27 protein-coding genes are annotated in these 25310 nt (G+C 57.8%); 15 read left to right on the top strand and 12 right to left on the bottom strand.

Annotation, left to right across the window (positions count from 1 at the left end):
* Positions 1–94 precede the first annotated feature (94 nt).
* The gene (locus tag KGB14_RS04075) at positions 95–1207 is read right to left on the bottom strand and encodes a sugar diacid recognition domain-containing protein (protein WP_223484202.1); all 1113 of its coding nucleotides are present in this window, start codon (positions 1205–1207) and stop codon (positions 95–97) included.
* A 169-nt stretch (positions 1208–1376) separates the two neighbouring features.
* Between KGB14_RS04075 and KGB14_RS04070 the strand changes: the two genes are divergently transcribed.
* Complete coding sequence (locus tag KGB14_RS04070; RefSeq protein ID WP_223484201.1) at positions 1377–2687, top strand: MFS transporter; 1311 nt, start codon at positions 1377–1379, stop codon at positions 2685–2687.
* A 393-nt stretch (positions 2688–3080) separates the two neighbouring features.
* On the opposite strand, the gene KGB14_RS04065 is transcribed toward KGB14_RS04070, so the two are convergent.
* Positions 3081–3443 (bottom strand): DUF6124 family protein, encoded by a 363-nt coding sequence (locus KGB14_RS04065; RefSeq protein WP_223484200.1) that lies wholly within the window; start codon positions 3441–3443, stop codon positions 3081–3083.
* Positions 3444–3868: 425 nt separating this feature from the next.
* On the opposite strand from KGB14_RS04065, the gene KGB14_RS04060 reads away from it, so the two are divergent.
* The 3 genes from KGB14_RS04060 to rarD all read left to right on the top strand — a co-directional run bounded on the left by KGB14_RS04060 (position 3869) and on the right by rarD (position 7351).
* A complete protein-coding gene (locus KGB14_RS04060) occupies positions 3869–4768 on the top strand; it encodes a LysR family transcriptional regulator (RefSeq protein WP_223484199.1) in 900 nt (299 codons plus the stop codon).
* Between the two features lie 70 nt (positions 4769–4838).
* Positions 4839–5852: an aldo/keto reductase gene (locus KGB14_RS04055; protein WP_223484198.1), complete on the top strand. Its 1014-nt coding sequence runs from the start codon at positions 4839–4841 to the stop codon at positions 5850–5852.
* Between the two features lie 617 nt (positions 5853–6469).
* The gene (gene rarD / locus KGB14_RS04050) at positions 6470–7351 is read left to right on the top strand and encodes an EamA family transporter RarD (protein ID WP_223484197.1); all 882 of its coding nucleotides are present in this window, start codon (positions 6470–6472) and stop codon (positions 7349–7351) included.
* 155 nt (positions 7352–7506) lie between these two features.
* On the opposite strand, the gene hppD is transcribed toward rarD, so the two are convergent.
* Positions 7507–8583: a 4-hydroxyphenylpyruvate dioxygenase gene (gene hppD / locus KGB14_RS04045; RefSeq protein ID WP_223484196.1), complete on the bottom strand. Its 1077-nt coding sequence runs from the start codon at positions 8581–8583 to the stop codon at positions 7507–7509.
* Positions 8584–8829: 246 nt separating this feature from the next.
* Complete coding sequence (locus tag KGB14_RS04040) at positions 8830–9777, bottom strand: DMT family transporter (protein ID WP_223484195.1); 948 nt, start codon at positions 9775–9777, stop codon at positions 8830–8832.
* A gap of 78 nt (positions 9778–9855) precedes the next feature.
* On the opposite strand from KGB14_RS04040, the gene KGB14_RS04035 reads away from it, so the two are divergent.
* The 3 genes from KGB14_RS04035 to KGB14_RS04025 all read left to right on the top strand — a co-directional run bounded on the left by KGB14_RS04035 (position 9856) and on the right by KGB14_RS04025 (position 12966).
* Positions 9856–10728, top strand: coding sequence for a LysR family transcriptional regulator (locus tag KGB14_RS04035; RefSeq protein ID WP_223484194.1), 873 nt, complete (start codon positions 9856–9858; stop codon positions 10726–10728).
* 103 nt (positions 10729–10831) lie between these two features.
* Positions 10832–12367, top strand: a complete 1536-nt coding sequence (locus tag KGB14_RS04030; RefSeq protein WP_223484193.1) for an EAL domain-containing protein — start codon at positions 10832–10834, stop codon at positions 12365–12367.
* A gap of 233 nt (positions 12368–12600) precedes the next feature.
* Complete coding sequence (locus KGB14_RS04025) at positions 12601–12966, top strand: histone-like nucleoid-structuring protein, MvaT/MvaU family (RefSeq protein ID WP_007900052.1); 366 nt, start codon at positions 12601–12603, stop codon at positions 12964–12966.
* A gap of 174 nt (positions 12967–13140) precedes the next feature.
* Here the strand turns inward: KGB14_RS04025 and KGB14_RS04020 are convergent, their stop codons facing one another.
* On the bottom strand, positions 13141–13665 hold the full coding sequence (locus tag KGB14_RS04020) for a DUF4946 domain-containing protein (RefSeq protein WP_223484311.1): 525 nt from the start codon (positions 13663–13665) through the stop codon (positions 13141–13143).
* 142 nt (positions 13666–13807) lie between these two features.
* Between KGB14_RS04020 and gloA the strand changes: the two genes are divergently transcribed.
* Complete coding sequence (gloA, locus tag KGB14_RS04015; protein WP_030131431.1) at positions 13808–14329, top strand: lactoylglutathione lyase; 522 nt, start codon at positions 13808–13810, stop codon at positions 14327–14329.
* Between the two features lie 141 nt (positions 14330–14470).
* Here gloA and ahpF read toward each other — a convergent pair whose 3' ends face one another.
* From ahpF to KGB14_RS04000, 3 genes are all read right to left on the bottom strand, one after another.
* Entirely contained in the window at positions 14471–16033 is a 1563-nt protein-coding gene (gene ahpF, locus KGB14_RS04010) for an alkyl hydroperoxide reductase subunit F (RefSeq protein ID WP_223484192.1), read from the bottom strand.
* A gap of 136 nt (positions 16034–16169) precedes the next feature.
* Positions 16170–16733 (bottom strand): alkyl hydroperoxide reductase subunit C, encoded by a 564-nt coding sequence (ahpC, locus tag KGB14_RS04005; protein WP_223484191.1) that lies wholly within the window; start codon positions 16731–16733, stop codon positions 16170–16172.
* 139 nt (positions 16734–16872) lie between these two features.
* A complete protein-coding gene (locus KGB14_RS04000) occupies positions 16873–17811 on the bottom strand; it encodes a site-specific integrase (protein ID WP_223484190.1) in 939 nt (312 codons plus the stop codon).
* A gap of 177 nt (positions 17812–17988) precedes the next feature.
* Between KGB14_RS04000 and KGB14_RS03995 the strand changes: the two genes are divergently transcribed.
* Positions 17989–19008 carry a DNA-binding protein gene (locus KGB14_RS03995; RefSeq protein WP_223484189.1) on the top strand — a complete coding sequence of 340 codons (1020 nt, stop codon included), beginning with the start codon at positions 17989–17991 and terminating at the stop codon, positions 19006–19008.
* On the opposite strand, the gene gorA is transcribed toward KGB14_RS03995, so the two are convergent.
* The gene (gene gorA / locus KGB14_RS03990) at positions 19005–20363 is read right to left on the bottom strand and encodes a glutathione-disulfide reductase (protein WP_223484188.1); all 1359 of its coding nucleotides are present in this window, start codon (positions 20361–20363) and stop codon (positions 19005–19007) included. The two genes, KGB14_RS03995 and gorA, sit on opposite strands and share 4 nt — an antisense overlap.
* 129 nt (positions 20364–20492) lie before the next feature.
* Positions 20493–21332, bottom strand: a complete 840-nt coding sequence (gene galU, locus KGB14_RS03985) for a UTP--glucose-1-phosphate uridylyltransferase GalU (protein ID WP_010460715.1) — start codon at positions 21330–21332, stop codon at positions 20493–20495.
* Positions 21333–21615: 283 nt separating this feature from the next.
* Between galU and KGB14_RS03980 the strand changes: the two genes are divergently transcribed.
* Positions 21616–21804 (top strand): hypothetical protein, encoded by a 189-nt coding sequence (locus tag KGB14_RS03980; protein WP_008012859.1) that lies wholly within the window; start codon positions 21616–21618, stop codon positions 21802–21804.
* 140 nt (positions 21805–21944) lie between these two features.
* Entirely contained in the window at positions 21945–22226 is a 282-nt protein-coding gene (locus KGB14_RS03975) for a hypothetical protein (protein ID WP_223484187.1), read from the top strand.
* Positions 22227–22388: 162 nt separating this feature from the next.
* Here the strand turns inward: KGB14_RS03975 and KGB14_RS03970 are convergent, their stop codons facing one another.
* Positions 22389–22619: a hypothetical protein gene (locus KGB14_RS03970; RefSeq protein ID WP_123424855.1), complete on the bottom strand. Its 231-nt coding sequence runs from the start codon at positions 22617–22619 to the stop codon at positions 22389–22391.
* 72 nt (positions 22620–22691) lie between these two features.
* Positions 22692–23048 carry a hypothetical protein gene (locus KGB14_RS03965; protein WP_223484186.1) on the bottom strand — a complete coding sequence of 119 codons (357 nt, stop codon included), beginning with the start codon at positions 23046–23048 and terminating at the stop codon, positions 22692–22694.
* Positions 23049–23260: 212 nt separating this feature from the next.
* Here KGB14_RS03965 and KGB14_RS03960 point away from each other — a divergent pair, with 212 nt between their 5' ends.
* From KGB14_RS03960 to alkB, 4 genes are all read left to right on the top strand, one after another.
* Complete coding sequence (locus KGB14_RS03960) at positions 23261–23563, top strand: DUF1883 domain-containing protein (protein WP_007900033.1); 303 nt, start codon at positions 23261–23263, stop codon at positions 23561–23563.
* A gap of 44 nt (positions 23564–23607) precedes the next feature.
* Complete coding sequence (locus KGB14_RS03955) at positions 23608–23778, top strand: hypothetical protein (protein WP_223484316.1); 171 nt, start codon at positions 23608–23610, stop codon at positions 23776–23778.
* 129 nt (positions 23779–23907) lie between these two features.
* Positions 23908–24618 (top strand): 2OG-Fe(II) oxygenase, encoded by a 711-nt coding sequence (locus tag KGB14_RS03950; RefSeq protein WP_223484185.1) that lies wholly within the window; start codon positions 23908–23910, stop codon positions 24616–24618.
* Positions 24608–25288, top strand: a complete 681-nt coding sequence (gene alkB, locus KGB14_RS03945; protein ID WP_223484184.1) for a DNA oxidative demethylase AlkB — start codon at positions 24608–24610, stop codon at positions 25286–25288. The genes KGB14_RS03950 and alkB overlap by 11 nt, the downstream gene beginning before the upstream one ends.
* Positions 25289–25310 lie beyond the last annotated feature (22 nt).

Raw genomic sequence — 25310 nt, 5'->3', positions numbered from 1 at the left:
AAAGATCAAGATCAAAAGATCGCAGCCTTCGGCAGCTCCTACGTTTGAACGCGGGCGAATGAATGCACGTGATCGACCGGTGGGATTGTGTGTATCAGTCGGTTGGGGGCAGCAGCTGAACGCCGAGGTACAGCGCGAGCATTCCGTCCAGTTTTAGCGGGTCGACACCACTGAGTTCGGCAATTCGCTCCATGCGATAACGCAAACTGTTGCGATGGATACCCAGCGCATCGGCGCAGGCCTGGCTCTGGCCGTCGTGTTCGCACCAACTGCGCAGGGTCGCCAACAGTTGGCCGTTGCCATCCTTGGCGATGACTTGCCGCAGCGGCCGCAGCAATTCATCCAGCGCATCGTCGTTGCGGTGCCGCCAGAGCATCACCGGCAGCCGATAACGGTTCAGGGTCAGCAAACGCGAATGCGGCAACACATCCCGTCCGTAAGCCAGCAAATCACCGACCCGCCGATAGCAGCGGCGCAACCCCGACAATCCATCGGCCTGCCCGCCCACGGCGACGCGCAAAATATTCCAGCCCAGGCCATCGAGCCTCTCCAGCAGCCGATCATTCTCGATCGCAGGCGTCGCCGGTCGGCACCACAACAACGAGGACTTGGCCGAACTCACGCACCAACTGTCCGGATAACGTGACATCAACCAGGCGCTGAGCGCTTCGACGGTCTGGCCCGGGCCGTGTTCCATGCCCAACTCGAACAGGTACGGCACTCGCGTCAACTGCGGTTTGAGCCCCAGTTGCTGCGCTTCGTCCAGCAACCGCGGCGAATCCCCCGCCTCGCTGAGCAGCAGCGCCAGCAGATCGTCGCAACGCTGGCGCCGCCATTGCTGCTCGGCCTGCTGATTGCGCTGGCCCACCAGCATCTCGGCGGTCATGCGCACCAGTTCGGCGTAAGTGCGCAATTGCTCGGGTTCGCCGGTGATGCCCAGCACCCCAATCAAACGCTGATCGAGCAACAGCGGCAGGTTGATCCCCGGTTGCACGCCTTTGAGATGAATCGCGGTCTGCGCGTCGATTTCCACCACGCGCCCGTTGGCCAACACCAGTTGCGCGCCCTCGTGGCGGGTGTTGATGCGCTCCGGTTCGCCGCTGCCGAGAATCAATCCCTGACTGTCCATGACATTGACGTTGTAGGGCAGGATCGCCATCGCCCGGTCGACGATGTCCTGGGCCAGGTCGTGATCGAGTTCGAACATAGCGCGGTTCCTTGAAAACGTGATGGGACAGGTTGTTCACCCGCACAGGCCTTGGTCGCAAACCCTGTGCTCAGGCACAAAGACAACCACCCAAGGGGTGGCCGAGACTCACTGGGCGATCAACGTTACCCTCGCATCGCAAAAAATCATAATAAAGAGAGAGCCCGCCATGTCACAGAGCGCCGCAGCTACCCTGGCCACCGCTGACGACAAAAACGCCGTCTACAAACGCATTACCCTGCGTTTGATCCCCTTCATTTTCATCTGCTACCTGTTCAATTACCTCGACCGGGTGAACGTCGGGTTTGCCAAACTGCAGATGCTCGACGCGCTGAAATTCAGCGAAACCGTGTACGGCCTCGGTGCCGGGATTTTCTTCATTGGCTACGTACTGTGCGGCGTACCGAGCAACCTGGCCCTGAGCAAATTCGGCCCACGCCGCTGGATCGCGCTGATGATGATCACCTGGGGCATGCTGTCGACCTGCCTGCTGTTCGTCACCACACCGACCGAGTTCTACACCCTGCGCCTGTTTACCGGTGCCGCCGAAGCCGGGTTCTTCCCGGGCGTGGTGCTTTACCTCTCGCAGTGGTTCCCGACGTTCCGCCGTGGTCGCATCATGGCGCTTTTCATGTCGGCGATCCCGGTGTCCGGCCTGCTCGGCAGCCCGTTTTCCGGCTGGATCCTCAACCACTTCGGCGCCGGCCAGGCCGGTTTGGCGGGTTGGCAGTGGATGTTCCTGCTGCAAGGCATTCCGACGGTGATTCTCGGCGCCCTCGCCTACTTCCTGCTCAGCGACAGTTACGCCAACGCCAAGTGGCTGACCCCTTACGAGCGCTCGGTGCTTGAGGCCGATCACGCTGAAGACCTGGCCAGCAAACCAAAAACCGCCACCGATTCGCTGTTGGCAGTGTTCAAGAACCCGGCGATCTGGGCCTTCGGCCTGATTTATTTCTGCATCCAGAGCGGTGTCTATGCGATCAACTTCTGGCTGCCGTCGATCATCAAGAACCTGGGTTTCAGCGATAACCTGGTGATCGGCTGGCTCAGTGCGATTCCGTACCTGCTGGCGGCGGTGTTCATGTTGATGGTGGGTCGTTCGGCGGACCTGCGCAAAGAACGCCGCTGGCACTTGGTGGTGCCGATGTTGATGGGCGCGGTGGGCTTGCTGATTGCGGTGAACTTCGCCGCCAACCCGGCCATCGCCATCCTCGGCCTGACCCTCGCCACCATGGGCGCCCTCACCGGCCTGCCGATGTTCTGGCCTGTGCCGACGTCCATGCTCAGCGCTGGTGCGGCGGCGGGTGGGTTGGCGCTGATCAACTCCATGGGGCAGATGGCGGGTTTTCTGAGTCCGTATCTGGTGGGTTGGGTCAAGGACAGCACCGGGTCGACCGATGCGGCGCTTTACCTGCTGGCGGGCGTGATTGTGTGCGGGAGTTTACTGGCGTTGCGTATGACGCGGACGTTGCGGGCGTAACTCGAAAATCAAAAAATCGCAGGCTGCTCCAGCGCCTACGGTAGGTCGTTTTTACACGATCAATGGAGCTGCCGAAGGCTGCGATCTTTTGACTTTGATCTGAGCTAATGAAGGGCAAGATCAAAAGATCGCAGGCTGTGCCAGCGCCTACGGTAGGTCGTTTTTACACGGTCAATGTAGGAGCTGCCGAAGGCTGCGATCTTTTGACTTTGATCTGAGCTACTGAAGGGCAAGATCAAAAGATCGCAGGCTGCGCCAACGCCTACGGTAGGTCGTCTTTACACGGTCAATGTAGGAGCTGCCGAAGGCTGCGATCTTTTGACTTTGATCTGAGCGACTGAAGAGCAAGATCAAAAGATCGCAGGCTGTGCCAGCGCCTACAGGGCCGGTTTGTCAGGATTCCTGCGGATCGAAATTATCCAGCACCCGATTGACCGCCAGTTCACCGTTCATCACGACCTGTTGTATCCCGAGCATCGTGTTGCGATAGGGCTCGCCCACCAGTGCAGCGAAATCACTGAGCATCACGCTCGCCGAGGCCATGGATTCGCAGGCGTGGGCCAGCAGGCTTTCCGAATCGACATCCGGTGCAACGATAAACATCTTGCTCGGTTTGCGGGCAGCATCCGGTTCTTTGGGGGGCTTGAGGTAATGATCGAGGGCGCGGTCGGCGGCTTCGTGGAGCTTTTTTGAATTCGGGGATTCGTAGGGGGACGTCGGATCTGATTCCGGCGGATTGGGTGTTGGTTTGAACATAGATGGAGCTCCAGGTAAGAGATTAAGGAGCCATCACCCTCGCTACCAAACGAAGGGTGGCGGCCATACGCAGGTTGGTAGACCGGTTACCTGGTGCAAAACCCGGCGCATCCGAGGATGCCCTACGCATGACTGCCATAAAACAGAAGACGAAAAAATCTCTGCATTACGTTGCGTTATGCGACAGGTAACCGGGCTACCAAACCCGATCGCTGTTTTTCAGCGACAGGGAAAACGATACAGCCCGGGCCAAAGGCGCACTAGCCGGCGGATTCTGGCGTAGTCGTAGGCAACGGCGCAAGACGTTGTAGCCTCAGGGAACATCTTGAGCCGCCGTTTAAACATTACTTTTTATTACTCACCTCAGCTTGCTAATCAAGGAAAAATCCCGGTAAAAAAGCAGGATCTTTAAAGGATTTTTACCAATGAGCTCGATCCTCGATCTGGAGATCTTCGTCCGCACCGCCGATTCCGGAAGCATTTCCGCCGCCGCCCGTACCTTGGAACTGACCCCCGCCGCCGCCAGCATCGCCCTCAAACGCCTCGAAACTCGCCTCGGCATCCGCCTGCTGGCGCGCTCGACCCGCAGCATGCGCCTGACCGAAGAAGGCCGGCGTTATCTGGAAAGCGTGCGTCTGGCGCTGGCCGCTCTGGATGCCGGCGAGCAAGCCCTCAAGCAACAGACCCAAGGCTTGAGCGGTGTGTTGCAACTGGCGGCGCCGTCGGACTTCGGGCGCAACGTGCTGTTGCCGTGGCTGGACGATTTCAAGCGCCAACACCCGAGCATTCAATTGCAGTTGCTGCTCAACGATCGCCATGCCGACCTGTTCCGCGAGACAGTCGACGTTGCCTTGCGTTTCGGGGTGCCCAGCGATTCGACGCTGGTGGCGTTGCCGATCCTGCCGGAACATCGTCGGGTGGCCTGCGCCAGCCCCGGGTATCTGGCCCGGTGCGGCACACCGCAAACCCCGGCCGACCTGAGCGGGCACAGCGCCCTGCTCTACTTGCGCGATGGCCGGCCCTACAGCCATTGGCGTTTCAGCCGGGGCGATGAAGTGATGGACGTTCAGGTGCACGGCGACTACCTCAGCGATGACGGTGAAGTCGCCCGCCGCTGGGCCTTGGCCGGACACGGCATCGCCTACAAAGCCTGGCTCGACGTCGCCGCCGATGTGCAGGCCGGACGCCTGGTGACGCTATTCGACGACTGGCAAGGGGAAAGCGTGCCGTTCAATCTGCTGTGCCCGCACCGGGTTCAAGTCTCGGAGCGGGTCAAAGTGCTGCAAGCGTTCTTGCGGGAACGTTGCCAGGCACTGCGTCGATAATTCAGCCTTGCTCCGCGCAGCGGTTCTTGGTATTTGATTGAGGCTTTCCCACCGGTAAAAGGATTTCGTCATGAGCTATCGCACGCTGGGTCATTCGGGTTTACAGGTGTCGACCCTCACATTGGGCACCATGATGTTCGGCGAACAGACCAGCACCGAAGATTCCCTGCGAATCATCGACAAGGCCTGGGACCAGGGCATCAACTTCATCGACACCGCGGACGTGTACACCAACGGCCGCTCCGAAGAAATCGTCGGCGAAGCGATTGCCGGCAACCGTCACGAATGGGTGCTGGCGACCAAGGTCGGTTTCGGCCCGGTGGACGGTGTACCGAACCGCAGCGGCCTGAGCCGCAAGCATCTGTTCAATGGCATCGATGCCAGCCTGACGCGGTTGGGTACCGATTATCTGGACATCTATTACCTGCACCGCGAAGACCACAACACACCGCTGGACGTCACGGTGTCGGCCATTGGCGATTTGATCCGCCAGGGCAAGATTCGCTACTGGGGGCTGTCGAACTACCGTGGCTGGCGCATCGCTGAAGTCATCCGCATCGCCGACAAACTCGGTGTCGACAGGCCTGTCATCAGCCAGCCGCTGTACAACATCGTCAACCGTCAGGCGGAAACCGAGCAAATCACCGCCGCGCAAAACTATGGCCTCGGCGTGGTGCCTTACAGCCCGCTGGCGCGCGGCGTGCTCAGCGGCAAGTACGCGCCGGATGTGACACCGGACGCCAACAGCCGCGCCGGCCGCCAGGACAAACGCATTCTGGAGACCGAATGGCGCGTGGAGTCGTTGCGCATCGCCCAGCAGATCCAGGAATACACTCAGGGCCGTGGGGTGGGCATCGTCGAGTTCGCGATTGCCTGGGTGCTGAATAATGGCGCCGTCACCTCAGCCATCGTCGGCCCGCGCACCGAAGCACAGTGGGACGCGTACACCAAGGCCCAAGCGGTGAAGATCACGGCGGAGGACGAAGCCTTTATCGATTCGCTGGTGACACCGGGGCACGCATCGACACCGGGGTTCAATGACGTGAGCCACTTTGTGTCCGGGCGTAAACCGCGTACGGCTTGAGATCGATCGCGAGCAGGCTCGCTCCCACAGGGTTTTGTGTGGACCGCAGGTATTGAGTACAACCCCGGCCAACTGTGGGAGCGAGCCTGCTCGCGAATTCAACATGGATGTTGGCTGGTCGACCGCTTTCGCGGGCAAGCCCGCTCCCACAGGGTCGTGTGTGGACCGCAGGTATTGAGTACAACCCCGGCCAACTGTGGGAGCGAGCCTGCTCGCGATGGCGGTTTCACATTCAACATGGATGTTGGCTGGTCGACCGCTTTCGCGAGCAAGCCCGCTCCCACAGGGTTGTGTGTGGACCGCAGGTATTGAGTACAGCCCCGGCCAACTGTGGAAGCGAGCCTGCTCGCGATGGCGGTTTCACATTCAACATGGATGTTGGCTGGTCGACCGCTTTCGCGGGCAAGCCCGCTCCCACAGGGTTTTGTGTGGAACGCTGGTATTGAGTACAGCCCCGGCCAACTGTGGGAGCGAGCCTGCTCGCGATGGCGGCTTTGCATCCACCATTTGCCTATGCTTCTGCCACACTCGATGGGTGTTGATCGTTCGGACAATATTCGGTTCGAAAACCACGTATCCTCCGCCCCCCGTTTCACGTTCAACCTCGCGAGGGCAGTTTGTCTAAAGGTATCGCTCTATCGGTTTCGGCCTCGATGCTGTTCGCCGTCATGTATTACTACACCTCGCTGCTCTCACCCTTGAGCGGCGTGGAGATTTTCGGTTGGCGGATGCTGCTGACCGCGCCGTGCATGACCGTGTTCATGGTGGTGTCCGGCGAATGGAAGCGCGTGGTCGAGATTCTTCGGCGGCTGGGCGGCATGCCAAAACTGCTCGTCGGCCTGATCGGCTCTTCGACGCTGCTGGGCCTGCAGCTCTGGTTGTTCATGTGGGCGCCGCTCAACGGCTATAGTCTCGACGTGTCGCTGGGGTATTTCCTGTTGCCGCTGTCCATGGTGCTAACCGGGCGAATCGTCTATGGCGAGCGTCTTTCCTACCTGCAGAAAATAGCCGTGTTCTTCGCCAGCCTCGGCGTGCTCAACGAGCTGTATCAGGTCGGCGGTTTTTCCTGGGCGACCTTGCTGGTGGTGGTCGGTTATCCGATCTATTTCATCCTGCGCAAGCGCCTGGCCACGGACAACCTTGGCGGGCTCTGGCTGGACATGGCGGTGATGCTGCCGATAGCACTCTGGTTCGTGCAGGGCGGTGAACAAGGTTTTGGTGTCTTCGAGCAACATCCGTGGCTGTCGCTGCTGATTCCGCTGCTCGGCGTGATCAGCGCTTCGGCACTGGTGGTCTACATCATTGCCAGCCGGCTGCTGCCGTTCAGCCTGTTCGGGCTGTTGAGTTACGTCGAGCCGGTGCTGTTGCTTGGCGTTGCGTTGCTGCTGGGGGAAAGCATCAAGGCTGGCGAATGGCTGACCTACATTCCGATCTGGTTGGCGGTGGTGGTGTTGGTGTTTGAAGGGTTCAAACATTTGATGCGTCATCGACGCCCATAACGCAAAAGATCGCAGCCTTCGGCGGCTCCTACATTGACCGTGTTCACCGCGATATTTGCGGATGAACACTCACCTGTAGGCGCTGCCGAAGGCTGCGATCTTTTGATCTAAAAAAAGCCCGGTCAACGACCGGGCTTTTCTACAGCTGAACCGCGTTAATCAGTGGCGAGCACGCCCCGACGAACCTGATCACGCTCGATCGATTCGAACAGCGCCTTGAAATTGCCTTCGCCGAAACCATCGTCGCCTTTACGCTGGATGAATTCGAAGAACACCGGCCCCATCAGGGTTTCCGAGAAAATCTGCAACAGCAGACGCTTGTCGCCCGCTTCGGACGAGCCGTCCAGCAAAATGCCTCGCGCTTGCAGTTGATCGACCGGCTCGCCGTGGTTCGGCAAACGGCCTTCGAGCATTTCGTAGTAGGTGTCCGGCGGCGGTGTCATGAAGCGCATGCCGATTTTCTTCAGACGGTCCCAGGTGTCGATCAGGTTGTCGGTGAGGAACGCCACATGCTGGATGCCCTCGCCGTTGAACTGCATCAGGAACTCTTCGATCTGCCCGGCGCCCTTGGACGACTCTTCGTTCAGCGGGATACGGATCATGCCATCCGGCGCGGTCATCGCCTTGGAAGTCAGGCCTGTGTATTCGCCTTTGATATCGAAGTAACGGATTTCGCGGAAGTTGAACAGCTTCTCGTAGAAGTTGGCCCAGTAGGCCATGCGACCGCGATACACGTTGTGGGTTAGGTGATCGATGATCTTCAGGCCCGCCCCTTCCGGGTTGCGGTCAACGCCTTCAATGAACACGAAGTCGATGTCGTAGATCGAACTGCCTTCACCGAAACGGTCGATCAGGTACAGCGGCGCGCCGCCAATGCCTTTGATCGCCGGCAGGTGCAGTTCCATCGGGCCGGTTTCGATGTGGATCGGCTGGGCGCCGAGTTCCAAGGCACGCTTGTAGGCTTTTTGCGAATCCTTGACGCGAAACGCCATGCCGCACACCGACGGACCGTGCTCGGCCGCGAAGTAAGAGGCCACGCTGTGGGGTTCGTTGTTGAGGATCAGGTTGATCGCGCCCTGGCGATACAGGTGCACGTCTTTGGAGCGGTGGGTCGCGACCTTGCTGAAGCCCATGATCTCGAAGATCGGCTCCAGCGTATTAGGGGTCGGCGATGCGAATTCGATGAACTCAAAGCCCATCAGGCCCATTGGGTTTTCGTATAAATCTGCCATTTTGGCGCCTCATCATTTCTTATCAATTAACGGATCGTTAGTTGCTAGCAATGCTGAGACCGGCGGGTGGCGCGCAGGAGATGCCACGCACGCTGCGGGCGAGGAAGTCACCGTAGATCAGTTGGAACCCAAATATCTTCATTGTCGACCCAAGGCTTTTGCGGGCGAGGCTTCTGCTGCCAGAAGACGATTATTCTTATATGCGTAACCGGATTCTACACAGCGTAAATAGGTTTGTCCGCCTTCTTATAAAATCCCCTTTTTCGTGGCCCGCGCAAGCGGTTTGTTGCACAGAAAAATCCCGGTCAGGATCAGCCCGCCGCCCAGGCACATCGCCAGTGTCAGTTGTTCGCCCAGCAGCAACGCACCGAAGATCACAGCCGTCAGCGGGTTCAAGGCGATAAACACCCCGGAACGCGTGGCGCCGATTTTGCGAATGCCATCGTAATAACCAATATAGGCGAGTGCCGAGCCCAACACGCCCAGGTACATCAGGCTCAACCATTGTTGCGCGCCAAGTTCGGCGAGCGCCGCGACACTCAGCTCTCCCCTCACGGCACTGGTCACCCAGAGCATCAGCGTGCCCAGCAAAATCGAATACGTCACCGTCTGCACCGGCCCCAGCGTCTGGTTCAGGCCTTTGGAGAACAGCGAATAAATGCCCCAGCCGAGCACGCAACCGAAGGTCAACAGATCGCCGATCCAGGCATCGGCACTGCCGGCCAGTAGCTGCGGATTGCGACTGACGATCACCAGGCCGGCGCCGGCAATGCAGATCGCGATACCTGCCACTTTCGCCCCGCTCAGTCGCTCCTTGAACAGCAGCCACGAGGCCAGGCCGATCACGGCCGGATTCAACGCCACGATCAAGGAGGCCCGTGACGCGTTGATGTAGTGCAGCCCGTAAAAGAAGCACAGGTTGTAGAAGAAAATCCCGAAAAACCCCAGCAGCGCCAGTTGCAGCCATTGCTTAGGGCTGGGACGCACCAAAGGCACGCGCGCCAGCAACAGAAACAGCAGCAACGCAACGCTGGCCAGCAAGAACCGCAGGCTCGCGGCCAATATCGGACTGAGGCTGTCGGCCAGAAACCGCCCCGCAACGAACGTCCCGCCCCAGATCATGGTGACTGCTGCCAGTTTCAGGTAAACCGGTACATCCGAGGCATTCGCCAGGGTCTGTTCACACGTAGTCATAAGTATCCACCATCAGAAATCGGGCACATGGCGTATCATCCGGCTAATGATCGATCATCGTAAAATGAGTAAATACTCATGACCCTGACCCAACTGGAAATTTTCTCGCTGGTGGCCGAACTGCACGGCTTTACGGCGGCCGCCCATCGTTTGGGGATTTCCCAGTCCGCGGTTTCTCACGCGCTCAAGTTGCTAGAACAGGAATTGGGCGTTGAATTGCTGCGCCGGCATCAGTCCCAGGTCGAGCTGAGTGACATCGGCCAGCAACTCCTGCTGCGCGCTCGAGCAATGCTCGGGCTGGCCAACACGCTGCGCCAGGAAGCGGCCGATGCTCGTGGAATGAAACGCGGCACCCTGCGCATCGGTTCGTTCGGCCCCACGTCATCGATCAAATTGTTGCCAAGGATCTTGCAGCACTATCGCGCCGCACACCCGGGCATCGAGGTTCACATCGACGAAGGCCCGGACCGCCAGGTGATCCAGTGGCTGGAAGAACGGCGTATCGACATCGGCTTCGTGGTGTTGCCCCAGGAACGTTTCGACACGGTGGCACTGATCGAGGACCAGATGGTCGCGCTGCTGCCTGCCAGTCATATGCTGGCCGGTCGCGACTGCTTGCACCTGAGCGACTTGTGCCACGACCCTTTTGTGCTGACCGAAGCCGGGTCTTCGGAGCTGGTGTCGCGCCTGTTCAATGCCGCGCGGTTGACGCCGAATATTCGCTATCGCTGCTCGCAGTTGCTCAGCACATTGGACGTTGTCGGCCGTGGCGATGCCTTGACCGTCGTCGCCGAAAGCTCATTGCCTGACGACAACGACAACCGCTACGTAAAAAAACCGCTGTCGCCCCCCGTCAGCCGCCAGGTCGGTCTGGCGGTGCTCGACCAGCGTCAGTCATCACCTGCGACGCTGGCCTTTATTAAACTGGCCTCAAGCTTGATTAAAGGTTGAGCGGCATAAGCGCCGATAGCCAACTATCATGGCTGAACTCTTTTGGGAGGCATGTCGACCTGCCAACCTTTGAGAGCCCTCTTTTATCGCGATGGATTTGCGAATGCCACTGAACGTCAAAAGTCGCCGCAAGCGTGGCGCCCGGATAGCTGTGACTGTTTTGAGCGGATTGGTTCCGGTGTTGCTGGGAGTCGCCATTCTCTATCTGCAGGCTGAACGTACCCTCAAGCAAAGTACTGAACTGACTGGCGAAGAATCCATTCGCCAGTTCGAACTGATGCTCGACAACACCGCCCAAGCTGCGCAAGAGCTCCTGCCGCTGGCTGGCAAAAACTGCAATGACGTCAAACTGGCCTTGCGCGAACAAGTCACGCGCCGGCCATTCGTGCGCTCGACCAACCTGGTGTGGGACAACAACCTCTATTGCAGTTCGTTGTTCGGTGAATATCAGGAAAAGGTCAATCCTGGCGACTACACCCAAGGTCAGTTATGGCTCATGAATGGCAACCCGGTTACGCCCAATACCGCGCTGTTGGTGTACCGGCTCAGCGAAGGAAATAAAGGGGCATTGACCACGCTGAACGGTTATCACCTGAGCAACGAATTGCGCCTGATCGGCCGCAAAACATTACTGTTGCTGCAAGTTGGCCCCAACTGGTTGTCTGCCGACGGCAAGGTTCACGACGACGCCCTGCCCGCCTTGCCGGTAGCACAAAGTACGCTGACGTCCTCGCGTTATGCCTTTACGGTGGCCGCCGGTTTCCCCGAAGGAGAAACCTGGCGTTACATGCGCAGTGAATACCCGCCACTGTTCAGTCTGTTGATGTTCTTCGGCGTGGTGTCAGGTTCCGTCGGGCATGTGCTGCAGAAGCGCTCGATGTCGCCCAGCCGTGAAATGCAGCGGGCGCTGGAGGCAGCAGAGTTCATTCCTTACTTTCAGCCCATGGTGCATGGCGACAATAAGCTGTGGTCCGGCGCCGAAGTATTGATGCACTGGAAACATCCCAGAGAAGGCCTGGTGCGCCCGGATCTGTTCATCCCGTTTGCCGAATATTCCGGGCTGATCGTGCCGATGACTCGCTCGTTGATGCAGCAGACCGCCGCGTTACTGGCGCCCTTGTCGGCGTCGTTCGACGGTCCGTTTCACATTGGCATCAACATCGCCGCCAGTCACTGCCGGGATCTGGACCTGGTCGAGGACTGCCGTGAATTCCTCGGCGCCTTCGCACCGGGCAGCGTCCACCTGGTGCTGGAATTGACTGAACGCGAACTCATCGAGCCGACCGATATCACGCTGCAGTTGTTCGAACAGCTTCACGCATTGGGTGTGATGATCGCGATCGACGACTTCGGCACCGGCCATTCAAGCTTGGGTTACTTGCGTCAGTTCAATGTGGATTTTCTGAAAATCGACCAGAGTTTTGTCGCCATGATCGGCGCCGATGCACTCTCCCGACACATACTGGACAGCATTATCGAACTCTCGGCCAAACTCGACTTGGGTATCGTCGCCGAAGGCGTGGAAACCATGGAGCAAAGTGACTATCTGACGGCCCAGGGCGTGAACTTTCTGCAAGGTTATCTGTTTGGCCGGCCGATGCTCGGTGCAGAATTCATTAGAGCATTAAGTGATCATTAACTAACCACTTTAAGCATCGACGCCACGATGATGCGCACCAAATTGAATCAAAAGACTACTCCCGTTACATGAAGAAAAAGTCAGGATTTACTCTTGACCGATTAACTACTACAATTTTTAATACCTGTGCAGAATTGGCAGGTGCGCCATTATCACCGAGTCGCTTCAAGGCTCTTGGCTTATAGCTTTGTTTGCGGTTGGTATCAGCCAAACACACTATTGGAGTAAAGATATTGTCCAGACTCGCTGAATTCCGTGCAGCTGAAAAGGCCCTTCAAGAACAGCTCAAGCAGTTGGAATCTCTGAAGAACGATGCCGGGCTCAAGAAAGAAATCGAATTCGAAGAAAAGCTCCAGGGCCTGATGAAAACCTACGGCAAGAGCTTGCGCGACATCATCGCCATCCTCGATCCGAACCCGGCGAAATCCGGCCTGCAACAGGCAACAGCGCCTAAAACCCGCCGCGCTCGCGTGGTCAAGGTTTATCAGAACCCACACACCGGCGAACTGATTGAAACCAAGGGTGGCAATCACCGCGGCCTGAAAGCCTGGAAGGAACAATACGGTGCCGCCACCGTTGATTCCTGGCTGCGTGGCTAAGCACTCGCGGTAATAAAAAAAGCCCTGCCAATGCAGGGCTTTTTCATGGATAGCGTCTAAATGCAACGATAGTCGTCGATCAACTCATTACATGCCGACGAACTTTATGCTTAATCCTTTTGGCTATCTAAAAACGCCGAGTGCGCTGAAATCTACTGATACGCAAACCTTAAACTAAAGTTTCAAGCTGTTTCGAGCAGCCTGTATTTCGTCCTGGCTTGCCTTATAAACCTCAGCCTGCCCCGCGCAGGAAAAAACATAGGCCTTATCGGCATCCACCGCAGCGACCAATGTTTGAGACAACACATGTCGGCCGTTCTGCGTAATCGTGCAAGTAGTTTCCAGCGCCGATAGACGGCTCAAGGTAGTCGGGTGGATTTTGCTGCAGACGCTCTGATATCCCCCCTGAAAAAAGTCCTTCTGCACCGACTTGCGCATTTCCAGCAAAACACCTTCCAGATTCACTTGGTGACCACTTTCCACTTGAGTCATGGTCAATTCCATCACCATTACCGGTGTACCTTCCTGATCGTTTTTTACCGCACGCTGACGGGAAACCTGTGGCTTGGTCTCGTCTTGCGGGACGTCCTCGACTGTCCACCCGTTTGGCCAGGTTACGGCTGGAGGCTCTGCGTGAGCACTGGTAATTCCTGAGAGCAGACACATCAGGACGAACATCAATTGACAGGATCGGATCATTGCAATGAACACTCACAGACTGAGGCGCAAAGTCTGAGCTTCGCCCGGCTGTCAGGCAAGCCTGCGGTTTTGGTTTGGTGATGCCGGAGCCCTTGCGTATCATTGTGGCCATTCTTAGCCCAACTTGTTTTCCGGAGGGCCCATGAGCCTGCATGAACTCAATACATTTCCCGGTGTGACCGCGCAACCCGACACCGCCACCCAGAAGTTCGTCTTTAACCACACCATGCTGCGGGTCAAGGACATCACCCAGTCGCTGGATTTCTATACCCGCGTCCTGGGTTTCTCGCTGGTGGAAAAACGTGATTTTCCGGAAGCCGAGTTCAGCCTGTACTTCCTTGCTCTGGTCGATAAAAACCAGATCCCGGCCGATGCCGCTGCGCGCACCGAGTGGATGAAATCGATCCCCGGCATTCTCGAACTGACCCACAACCACGGCACCGAGAACGATGCGGACTTCGCCTATCACAATGGCAACACCGACCCGCGCGGCTTCGGCCATATCTGTATTTCGGTGCCGGACATTCGTGCCGCGTGCGAGCGCTTTGAAGCGCTGGGCTGCGATTTCCAGAAACGCCTGAACGACGGCCGCATGAAGAGCCTGGCCTTCATCAAGGACCCGGACGGTTACTGGGTAGAGATCATTCAGCCTGCCCCCATGTAAAAAGATCGAAGCCTTCGCCAGCGCCTACAAAAGCCAAGCCAGGCTTGATTCTGCGAGAGCTGCCGCAGGCTGCGATCTTTTGATCCACCTACAAAAAACCCCATGATCGCTCATGGGGTTTTATGTTTTCAGCGTCGGCGTTTATGCCGGCGCCGAGGTGCGGATCAAGTGATCGAATGCGCTCAGGGAAGCCTTGGCGCCCTCGCCCACCGCAATCACGATCTGCTTGTACGGCACGGTGGTCACGTCACCGGCCGCGAACACGCCGGGGATCGACGTTTCACCACGGGCATCGACGATGATCTCGCCGCGCGGCGACAGCTCAATGGTGCCTTTGAGCCAATCGGTGTTAGGCAACAGACCGATCTGCACGAAGATCCCTTCCAGTTCGACAGTCCGTAATTCATCCGACTGACGATCCTTGTAGCGCAGGCCGTTGACCTTCTGACCGTCGCCGGTCACTTCAGTGGTTTGCGCATGGGTGATCACGGTGACATTCGGCAGGCTGTGCAACTTGCGCTGCAACACCGCGTCGGCGCGCAGTTGTACGTCGAACTCCAGCAGGGTCACGTGAGACACGATTCCGGCCAGGTCGATGGCCGCTTCGACGCCGGAGTTACCGCCACCAATCACCGCCACACGCTTGCCTTTGAACAGCGGACCGTCACAGTGCGGGCAGTACGCCACGCCCTTGTTGCGGTACTGCTGCTCACCGGGAACGTTCATTTCACGCCACCGGGCACCGGTCGCCAAAATCACGGTCTTGGCTTTCAAGGAGGCGCCGCTGGCGAAATGGATTTCGTGCAGTTCGCCATTTCTGCCCGGCACCAGTTTGTCGGCGCGTTGCAGGTTCATGATGTCCACCTCGTACTGCTTGACGTGTTCTTCCAGTGCCACGGCCAGTTTCGGCCCTTCGGTTTCCTGCACGGAGATGAAGTTCTCAATGGCCATGGTGTCGAGCACCTGACCACCAAAGCGTTCCGCCGCCACACCGGTGCGAATGCCTTTACGAGCAGCGTAGATCGCCGCCGAAGCACCGGCCGGGCCACCGCCGACGACCAGCACATCAAAAGCTTCTTTGGCGCTGATTTTTTCGGCCTGGCGCTCGATGCCGCTGGTGTCGATCCTGGCGAGGATTTCTTCCAGGCCCATGCGGCCCTGGCCGAAGTTCACACCGTTCAGGTAAACACTTGGCACGGCCATGATCTGACGTTCGTCGACTTCAGCCTGGAACAGCGCGCCGTCGATGGCGACGTGGCGGATGTTCGGGTTGAGTACGGCCATCAGGTTCAACGCCTGGACCACGTCCGGGCAGTTCTGGCAGGACAGCGAGAAGTAAGTCTCGAAGCTGAACTCGCCTTTGAGCGAGCGGATCTGTTCGATCACCTCAACACTGGCCTTCGAGGGGTGGCCGCCGACTTGCAGCAGGGCCAGCACCAGCGAAGTGAATTCGTGACCCATCGGGATACCGGCAAAACGCAGGCTGATATCGGCCCCTGGGCGGTTGATCGAGAACGATGGTTTGCGCGCATCATCACCGTTATCGAGCAACGTAATCTGGGTGGAAAGACTGGCGACGTCTTTGAGTAATGCGAGCATTTCCTGGGATTTCGCACCGTCGTCGAGGGAGGCAACGATCTCGATCGGCTGGGTGACCCGTTCCAGGTACGATTTCAACTGGGCTTTAAGATTGGCGTCCAACATACGGGCGATTTCCATGTATTTGATAAAAAGAAGTCGAAAAAAAACGCCCGAGCGAATCTCGCCCGGGCGTTTTTCAAGGGCGGTGCAGCTTACTTAGGAGGTGCGGAGCTCCGCCCTGATGCAGCGCGTCACAGACTTAGATCTTGCCGACCAGGTCCAGGGACGGAGCCAGAGTGGCCTCGCCTTCTTTCCACTTGGCTGGGCACACTTCGCCCGGGTGAGCGGCGACGTACTGAGCAGCCTTGATTTTGCGCAGCAGCTCGGAAGCGTCACGACCAACACCGCCATCGTTGAGTTCAACGATTTTGATCTGGCCTTCCGGGTTGATCACGAAGGTGCCACGGTCAGCCAGACCGGCTTCTTCGATCAGCACGTCGAAGTTGCGGGAGATGACATGAGTCGGGTCGCCGATCATGGTGTATTGGATTTTGCCGATGGCTGGCGAAGTGTTGTGCCAGGCAGCGTGGGCAAAGTGGGTATCGGTGGAAACGCTGTAGATCTCGACGCCCAGCTTCTGGAACTCGGCGTAGTTGTCGGCCAAGTCTTCCAGTTCGGTCGGGCAAACGAAGGTGAAGTCAGCCGGGTAGAAGAAAACGACAGACCACTTGCCTTTCAGGTCAGCGTCCGACACGTGGACGAAGTCGCCGTTTTTGTAGGCGTTGGCTTTGAACGGTTTAACTTGGCTGTTGATGATAGGCATCGATGACTCTCCGTCAGGGGGTTAAGAAGTTGATGAAGTGAATCCTACCCACCCGATCGCCGGTTGGCTCATTGGCAAACCTGATGCTGCTGATTTGTTTTCGCTATTAGCTGAACGTATTAATAGAAGAAAACGTAATCTACGGCGCCAACGGCTTTTCAGCGATACGGGTCATCCCGAGAAACGGGCTGGCTTCAACATAGCGCATGGCTGACTTCATATCCTTCCAGCCCACATAACTCATCAACGACTTCAGATCCCAACCGCTCTGATGAGCCCAGGTGGCAAAGCCCCGGCGCAAGGAGTGACTGGTGTAGTGCTCGGCCGGAATGCCGGCGCGCTCCAGTGCCTGGCGCAACAACGGGATCACGCTATTGGCGTGCAACCCTTCCTCGCTCAAATGCCCCCAACGGTCGATACCCCGAAACACCGGCCCGCGGACCAACGCCGCTTCAGTGATCCATTGGATATACGCCTGAACCGGACACAAGCGCTGCAAGGCCGGCGTCTGGTAAGTCTGGCCGAGGTTTTCGCGGTCGCTCTTGCTGCGGGGCAGATAGAGGGTGATGCCAGAGCCGGCGCTGGCCTGCACATGTTCAATCTGCACGCGGCACAACTCATCACTACGGAAACCGCGCCAGAAGCCCAGCAGGATCAGCGCCGTGTCGCGCCGGGCCCGCAGCAATCCGGGTTGATCGCCCTGCGCCTTGGCGGTTTGCGCTTCCTGCTCCAGCCAGGCAACCACTTGCTCCAGATGCTGAAGTTGCAACGGCTCGGCCTGTTTCTCCTGCGCCGGGTGCAGCGCGCGAATGCCCTTGAACACTTTGCGCACCACGGGTGCCTTGGTGGGATCAGCGAAACCCTGACTGTTGTGCCACTGCGCCAATGCAGACAAGCGCAACTTCAAAGTGTTGATCGACAGTACGCCCGCATGGGCGACCAGATACCGCGCCACGCTGTCACTGGTCGCCGGCAGGAACCCGCCCCAACTGACTTCGAAATGCTCGATGGCCGCGCGATAGCTGCGACGGGTGTTGTCGCGCGTAGCGGCTTGCAGGTAGCGATCCAGATCGGTCATGGGCTCAGTTCTCGAAAACGTACCGCTCTGGCGGATGAAACCCGAATTACAGCGCATCACACGGGGTAATACCAGTATATCCCGCATGATAGATCATAAGATTTTAACTTTATTACTGTCATGGTACATTGCGTATATTGGTGGTACGTACCACAGTATTAAATCGTAGGAGAACACATGGCACGTGGCGGCGTAAACAAGGCACTGGTGCAGGCGGCACGCTTGGCAATCCTCGCCCGGGGCGAACACCCGAGCATCGACGCGGTGCGGATCGAGATGGGCAATACCGGCTCGAAAACCACGATCCATCGCTATATGAAGGAGCTCGACGACGGTGTCGAACCCGCACAAGCACCTTCCGAGCCTATCGACGATGAGCTGACAAGCCTGGTGTCGCGGCTGGCGCAACGCCTGAAAGAACAGGCACAAGAACCCATCGACCAGGCACGCGCGCAGTTCGAGCAACAACGAAAAGGCCTGGAAACCCAGCTGCATGAGGCCCGCGAGGCCAATACCGAATTGCAGCAGCAATACGAATTTCAAAGCCTGGCATTGACCCAGGAGTCGGCGGAACTGCACGACACCCGCTCCATGCTGCAAAGCGAGCAAACCCGCAACGCCGGATTGAATCAGGCGCTGGCGGATTTCGAATTACGCTTGCAGGACAAGGACGAGCAGATCCGCTCGCTGGAAGAAAAGCATCTGCACGCCCGCGAGGCGTTGGAACACTACCGCAACGCCGTCAAGGACCAGCGCGAGCAGGAGCAGCGCCGCCACGAAGGCCAGGTGCAGCAGATTCAGATGGAGTTGCGCCAGGCGCAGCAAAGCGCACTGGTTCGACAGGATGAAATCACCCAGCTGCATCGCGATAACGAGCGCTTACTGACGGAAAACCGCGGAACGCTGCGGGAGTTGAGCCTGTCGCAAGAGCAACTCAAGCACACCAACAGCCGACAGGATCAGCTGCTGGAACAGGTCAACCGTATCGACAGCGAACGCACCCTCCTCCAGGAACGCTTGCGCATTGCCTTGCTGGAAAGCCAATCACTCAAGCAGAACATCGACGAACAGTCGCACATCAACAAAGCGCTGGAAGTTGAACTGATCAAGTTGCAGGCGAGCCTGGATGAAAGCGTGCGCCAGGCCGCTGTCGTTGCGACAGGGCCAGACACATCAACGCCGCAAAAGGACGATTAACCCGCGACTGGCGTACGCATGGTGACGAACTCTTCGGCGGCCGTCGGATGCACACCGATGGTTTCGTCGAAGTCGCGCTTGGTCGCGCCCGCCTTCAGGGCAATCGCCAACCCTTGAACGATCTCGCCAGCATCCGGGCCGACCATGTGGCAGCCCAAGACATTGTCGGTCTTGGCGTCCACCACCAGCTTCATCAGGGTACGTTCCTGGCATTCGGTCAGGGTCAGCTTCATCGGCCGGAAACGACTTTCGAAGATCACCACATCGTGCCCGGCTTCTCGCGCTTCCTCTTCAGTCAGACCGACCGTGCCGATGTTCGGCAAGCTGAACACGGCGGTCGGGATCATCTTGTAATCCACCGGGCGATATTGCTCGGGCTTGAACAAGCGCCGGGCTACAGCCATGCCCTCCGCTAGCGCCACCGGCGTCAGCTGCACTCGACCGATCACATCGCCCAGGGCCAGAATCGATGGTTCAGCGGTTTGATACTGTTCATCGACCTCGACAAACCCTTTCTTGTCGAGTCTGACGCCGGTGTTTTCCAGCCCCAGGTTATCGAGCATCGGACGCCGGCCGGTGGCGTAGAACACGCAGTCCGCCTCCAATATGCGACCGTCCTTGAGCGTGGCTTTCAGGCTGCCATCGGCTTGTTTGTCGATGCGCTCGATGTCGGCATTGAATTGCAGACCCATGCCGCGCTTGGTCAACTCTTCCTGCAAATGCTTGCGCACCGCACCGTCGAAGCCACGCAGGAACAAATCACCGCGATACAGCAACGTGGTCTCAGCACCCAGCCCGTGGAAAATCCCGGCAAACTCCACCGCAATGTAACCACCACCGACCACCAGAACGCGCTTTGGCAGCTCTTTGAGGAAGAACGCCTGGTTGGAACTGATCGCGTGCTCGTGCCCCGGAATCTCCGGGATCTGCGGCCAGCCACCGGTAGCAATCAGGATGTTTTTGGCGGTGTAACGCTCGCCATTGATCTCGACCTGATGCGGATCGACGATTTTCGCGTGCCCTTCATGCAAGGTCACGCCGCTGTTGACCAGCAAATTGCGATAGATACCGTTCAGGCGATTGATCTCGCGATCCTTGTTGGCGATCAGCGTCGCCCAGTCGAACTTCGCCTCGCCCGGGGTCCAGCCAAAGCCTTGCGACTGCTCGAAGTCTTCGGCGAAGTGCGCACCGTAGACCAGCAATTTTTTCGGCACGCAGCCGACGTTCACACACGTACCGCCCAGGTAGCGGCTCTCGGCCACGGCAACTTTCGCACCAAAACCGGCGGCAAACCGTGCAGCCCGAACACCGCCGGAACCGGCACCAATCACATACAGATCAAAATCGTAGGCCATTTCTATCTCCTCGGCAGGCCACCAGCATACCTGCGGGGGCCCTTTGGGCAAGCGTTGCAAACTATTTGGGGCCGGAAAATGAAAAAGCCACCCGAAGGTGGCTTTTCAATACAAGCAGGTCAGGCGCTATCAGTAAGCCTTGCCCGTCTTGTAGAAGTTCTCGAAGCAGAAGTTGGTCGCGTCGATGTAGCCTTCGGCGCCACCGCAGTCGAAACGCTTGCCTTTGAACTTGTAGGCCATGACGCAGCCGTTTTGTGCCTGCTTCATCAGGGCGTCGGTGATCTGGATTTCGCCGCCCTTGCCTGGCTCGGTTTGTTCGATCAGATCGAAGATGTCCGGGGTCAGGATGTAACGGCCGATGATCGCCAGGTTCGACGGCGCATCTTCAGGCTTTGGTTTTTCAACCATGCTGTGAACGCGGTAGATGTCGTCGCGAATCATCTCACCGGCAATCACGCCGTACTTGTGAGTTTCTTGCGGATCGACTTCCTGGATGGCCACGATCGAGCAGCGGAACTGCTTGTACAGCTTGACCATCTGGGTCAGTACGCCGTCGCCTTCCAGGTTAACGCACAAGTCATCCGCCAGTACCACGGCGAACGGTTCGTCGCCGATCAGCGGACGGCCAGTCAGAATCGCGTGGCCCAGGCCTTTCATTTCGGTCTGGCGAGTGTAGGAGAAGGAGCAGTTATCGAGCAGCTTGCGGATACCGACCAGGTATTTCTCTTTGTCGGTGCCCTTGATCTGGTTTTCCAGCTCATAGCTGATGTCGAAGTGGTCTTCCAGAGCACGCTTGCCGCGACCGGTGACGATGGAGATTTCGGTCAACCCGGCGTCCAGTGCTTCTTCGACGCCGTACTGGATCAGTGGCTTGTTTACCACCGGCAGCATTTCTTTGGGCATGGCTTTAGTCGCTGGCAGGAAGCGAGTACCGTAACCGGCTGCTGGGAACAAGCATTTCTTGATCATATAAGTCCTTGAAAGGGCTGTGTGTTCGAGTTTCGGCGCAGTCTAATCAGGCAGTGAGCACCTTACAATGCCCTGCACTGGCTAACCGATGCCAACATAGAGAAAAATTCTGATGGATAGTTCCGCAGAATAAGCTGCACAACCTCTTATAAATAGCAGAGATCGACAGATCTGCACGACTCTTCAGCCGAAAGGCAATCCGCCCCACCCTACACCCATCGGCACCCGTTGAGGGCATTTGGCGCTATCATTGTGCAATTGAACCAGCCAACGAGGCAGATAGATGTCGGCAGCAAAAAGCGTCAACGGGTACCTGATCAATCAAGCGAAAGACGGCCAATGGTGGGTAGACAGCGTCGGTGGTGAGAATATTGCCGGACCATTCCCGACAGAAGCGTTGGCGATTGAAGTGGCATCGGTGTTGCAGGATCAACCCGCAGCACCCAAGCGGCGCGGAAAGGACAAGCCTTGAGCTGAACCTGACATGACCGCAGCCCTGCCTTCGCGCAGGGCTTTTTTGTGATTGCGTACAACGAAGTGGCCATTCGCTACAACCTACCGAAACAGCCGCTTTCACAGCGTTTAGCCCTCATCATCGACGACGACCACGACATGAATAAATTTTTGCCACTGATTGCGGTACTGGCCTTGAGTGGCTGTGCCACGTCGGAAACGACTTACCTGAAAAATGGCGAGCAAGGCCTGGCTATCGACTGCTCCGGGGAAGCCAACGGCTGGGCCAGCTGCTACGAAAAAGCCGATGCCTCTTGCGCCGGCACCGGCTATCGGATTGTCGGTACCGACGGCACACCTTCGACCAAGGAAAGCGACAAGACCCTGGGCGTCGACGTCGGCAACTACAAAAACCGTAGCGTGGTGGTGGTCTGCAAGTAGGGTTCCCGCCCAATGCAACAAGTTTAAGAAACTTGAGCTATGCAAATCCTGTGGGAGCGTGGCTTGCCCGCGAAGAACGATGACGCGTAATACCTGAAAAACCGCAGTGCATTCTTCGCGGGCAAGCCACGCTCCCACAGGTTCTGTGTCTTGACTTGTGCCCTACATGTGAATTTCGGCGAACTTGATCCCGAGCCCACGCACGGTCTCGATCAAATCGTCGAGGCGACTGAAGGATTCGACTTCATCGTTTTCATCAACCAGGAAAAAACTGCGCCCGGCGCTTTTTTTGAAAAATACGATCCACTCCCCCGAATTCGCCGGGTTCTGTATCACATGGGTGGCAGAGATATGACCCTCTGCATGGCGCTCCCGCACCTGCTCTCGCTTCATGCTCGACTCCAGAAATGACAATGCCGTCAAAGCGCGACTTTGACGGCATCGATGTTGACTGGGGGTAGTTTATCAGCCGGATATGCATGCGGTGGCAGCATTGCGCACATCCCATGGGCGCAAAGGCACATTGGAGATGCGTTCATGCAGCTTGATGCTGCTGCCGCCGGAGCGGTTTTCAATGTCAAACACAGCGGCCGGCCCCGAAGAAAACTTCTGCGGCACAATAACCCGCATGCCTTCCTTCTGTGGCTCGACTTGCAGGGCTCCACGGCTATCGGCCAGCTTCTCGACCAGGCACTGCGCGTATTCATGGGGTTTCTTGCCTGAAATCACGCTCATGGTGGGCAGAGACTCATTGATGTCCGCGACAGTCGCACATCCACCCACTGCCAATGCCAACGGCACGACCAGAACACCCCATTTCATACAAAACCTCCAATAAAGACTTTCCGACAGTGCAGATGCTGTTTTTCTCCGAGCCTCACTGCTTTTATCGCTCATAGAATTCCGAATAACTGTTTTTAATTGTCAAAGCGGACCCCGACAGCCGGATAATAACCTGTTCGGGCTGATAAACTGCGCCAATCGCCCATGCTATCGTTTTGATTTTGTAGAAAAAGCCCTTCTGGAGGCGCCTCATGAAATTTATTCACCAGCGCGAGCACCTCAACGAGGACGACATCGTCGTCATTCAGTGCTCCCAAATGTGCAACATCCGCTTGATGAACGACGCCAACTTCCGCAGCTTCAAGAACGGCGGTCGTCATACTTACCACGGCGGCGCATTCGACACCTTCCCGGCCCGCATCACCGCGCCGAGCACCGGCTTCTGGAACATCACTATCGACACGGTCAATCGCCGGCCGATCAGCGTAACCCGCAAACCGACCCTGACGCACTCGATCAAGATCATCCGCCGCTCCAGCTCGAAGCTGAGCTGAGCCCGGCTGAACGACGACCCACACGAAAACAGGCAGGTATGACCGTGGCCCAGACGACCAAGTACGTTATCAAATACAAACTCAACGGCGAGCGTCGCTTCGAATTCGCCCAGCTGGAAAACGGCACCGAAGAAGAAGCCAAGGCAGCCCTGGACGCCATTCACGGCCAGACTGAAGACGTCATCAGCGAGATCAGCGTGAGCAAAGCGCTGTAACGCCCTGCGGAGCGACAACACGGACGTCTGCTCCCAGCATTGAAATTCGACCGCAAGCGCCGGAGTGTCCACCCGCGCAACGCTCACTAAACTGGCCGCCTCGACCTTTTGGTCAAGGAGTCAGACACCTTGTTTACCGACCCGATTCACAACGATGCCCTCGACTGGACCCTGCTTGCGCAGCAGCTCGACCAGGATGGCTGCGCGGTCATCGAATCGCTTTTAAGCCCTGGGACCTGCGATGAAATCAGTGCCCTGTACGACCGGCCCGAGCCCTTTCGCTCGAAAGTGGTGATGGCTCGCCATGGTTTTGGCCGTGGTGAGTACAAGTACTTCAAATACCCGCTGCCCGATCCGGTGGCCCGGTTGCGTAGTGCGATCTATCCTCGGCTGGTTCCACTCGCCAATCGCTGGTACGAATCCATGGGCCTGCCGACCCGTTTCCCCGAGTCGCATGAAGCGTTTCTACAACGCTGCCATGCCGCCGGTCAGGAACGCCCGACACCTTTATTGCTGCAATACGGCCCGCAGGATTACAACTGTCTGCATCAGGATCTGTACGGCGAACACGTCTTCCCGCTGCAAGTGGCGATTCTTCTGTCAGAACCGGGGGAGGATTTCACCGGTGGTGAGTTTGTGCTGACTGAACAACGTCCACGGATGCAGTCGCGCCCACAAGTCATCGGTCTGAAGAAAGGCGATGCGTTGATTTTTGCTGTGAATCAACGCCCGGTAAAAGGCGTTCGCGGCTATTACCGAGTGACGATGCGTCACGGTGTGAGTCGTCTGCACAGTGGAAAACGGCATACCCTTGGAATCATCTTTCACGATGCGTTATGACCCCATGAGCCCGATCACCCTCGATCTGTTTGCCGACGCGGAACCTGAGCAGCAGCCCAGGCGCGAGCAGATCGGCGAACAATCCTACGTGCTTAGAGGCTTTGCCCTGCCCTGGTTCGAACGCTTGCTGCCGGCACTGGAGGCAGTTCTGGCGGCGGCGCCCTTTCGGCAGATGGTCACGCCCGGCGGCTTTACCATGTCGGTGGCCTTGAGCAGTTGCGGCACCTGGGGCTGGACGACCGACCGCAGCGGCTATAAGTACACCCGAAATGATCCGCAGACCGGCGAACCCTGGCCTGCAATGCCCGAGGTGTTTTTCGAGCTGGCCCAGGCAGCAGCGCGAGAGGCAGGGTTTATGGAGTTCGTACCGGATTCCTGCCTGATCAATCGCTATGTTCCCGGTGCCAGGATGTCATTGCATCAGGATAAAAACGAAGGTTCCTACGCGGCTCCCATCGTGTCGGTGTCCTTGGGTTTGCCGGCAACGTTTCTGTTCGGTGGCTTCGAACGAAGTGCTAAAAGCCAGCGAGTGCCACTGTTGCATGGCGACATCGTGGTTTGGGGTGGCGTGGACCGGTTGCGTTATCACGGTGTGCTGCCGATCAAGGAGGGTTATCACCCACGCTTGGGTGAACAGCGAATCAATTTCACCTTCCGCACTGCGGGATGAAGCGCTCGAATTCGACCGCAAG

It is taken from the genome of Pseudomonas sp. A-RE-19 (assembly GCF_019956555.1).
Taxonomy (GTDB): domain Bacteria; phylum Pseudomonadota; class Gammaproteobacteria; order Pseudomonadales; family Pseudomonadaceae; genus Aquipseudomonas.
Note: the sequence above shows the minus strand (reverse complement) of the source record. Positions and strands in the feature narration are given on the sequence as shown.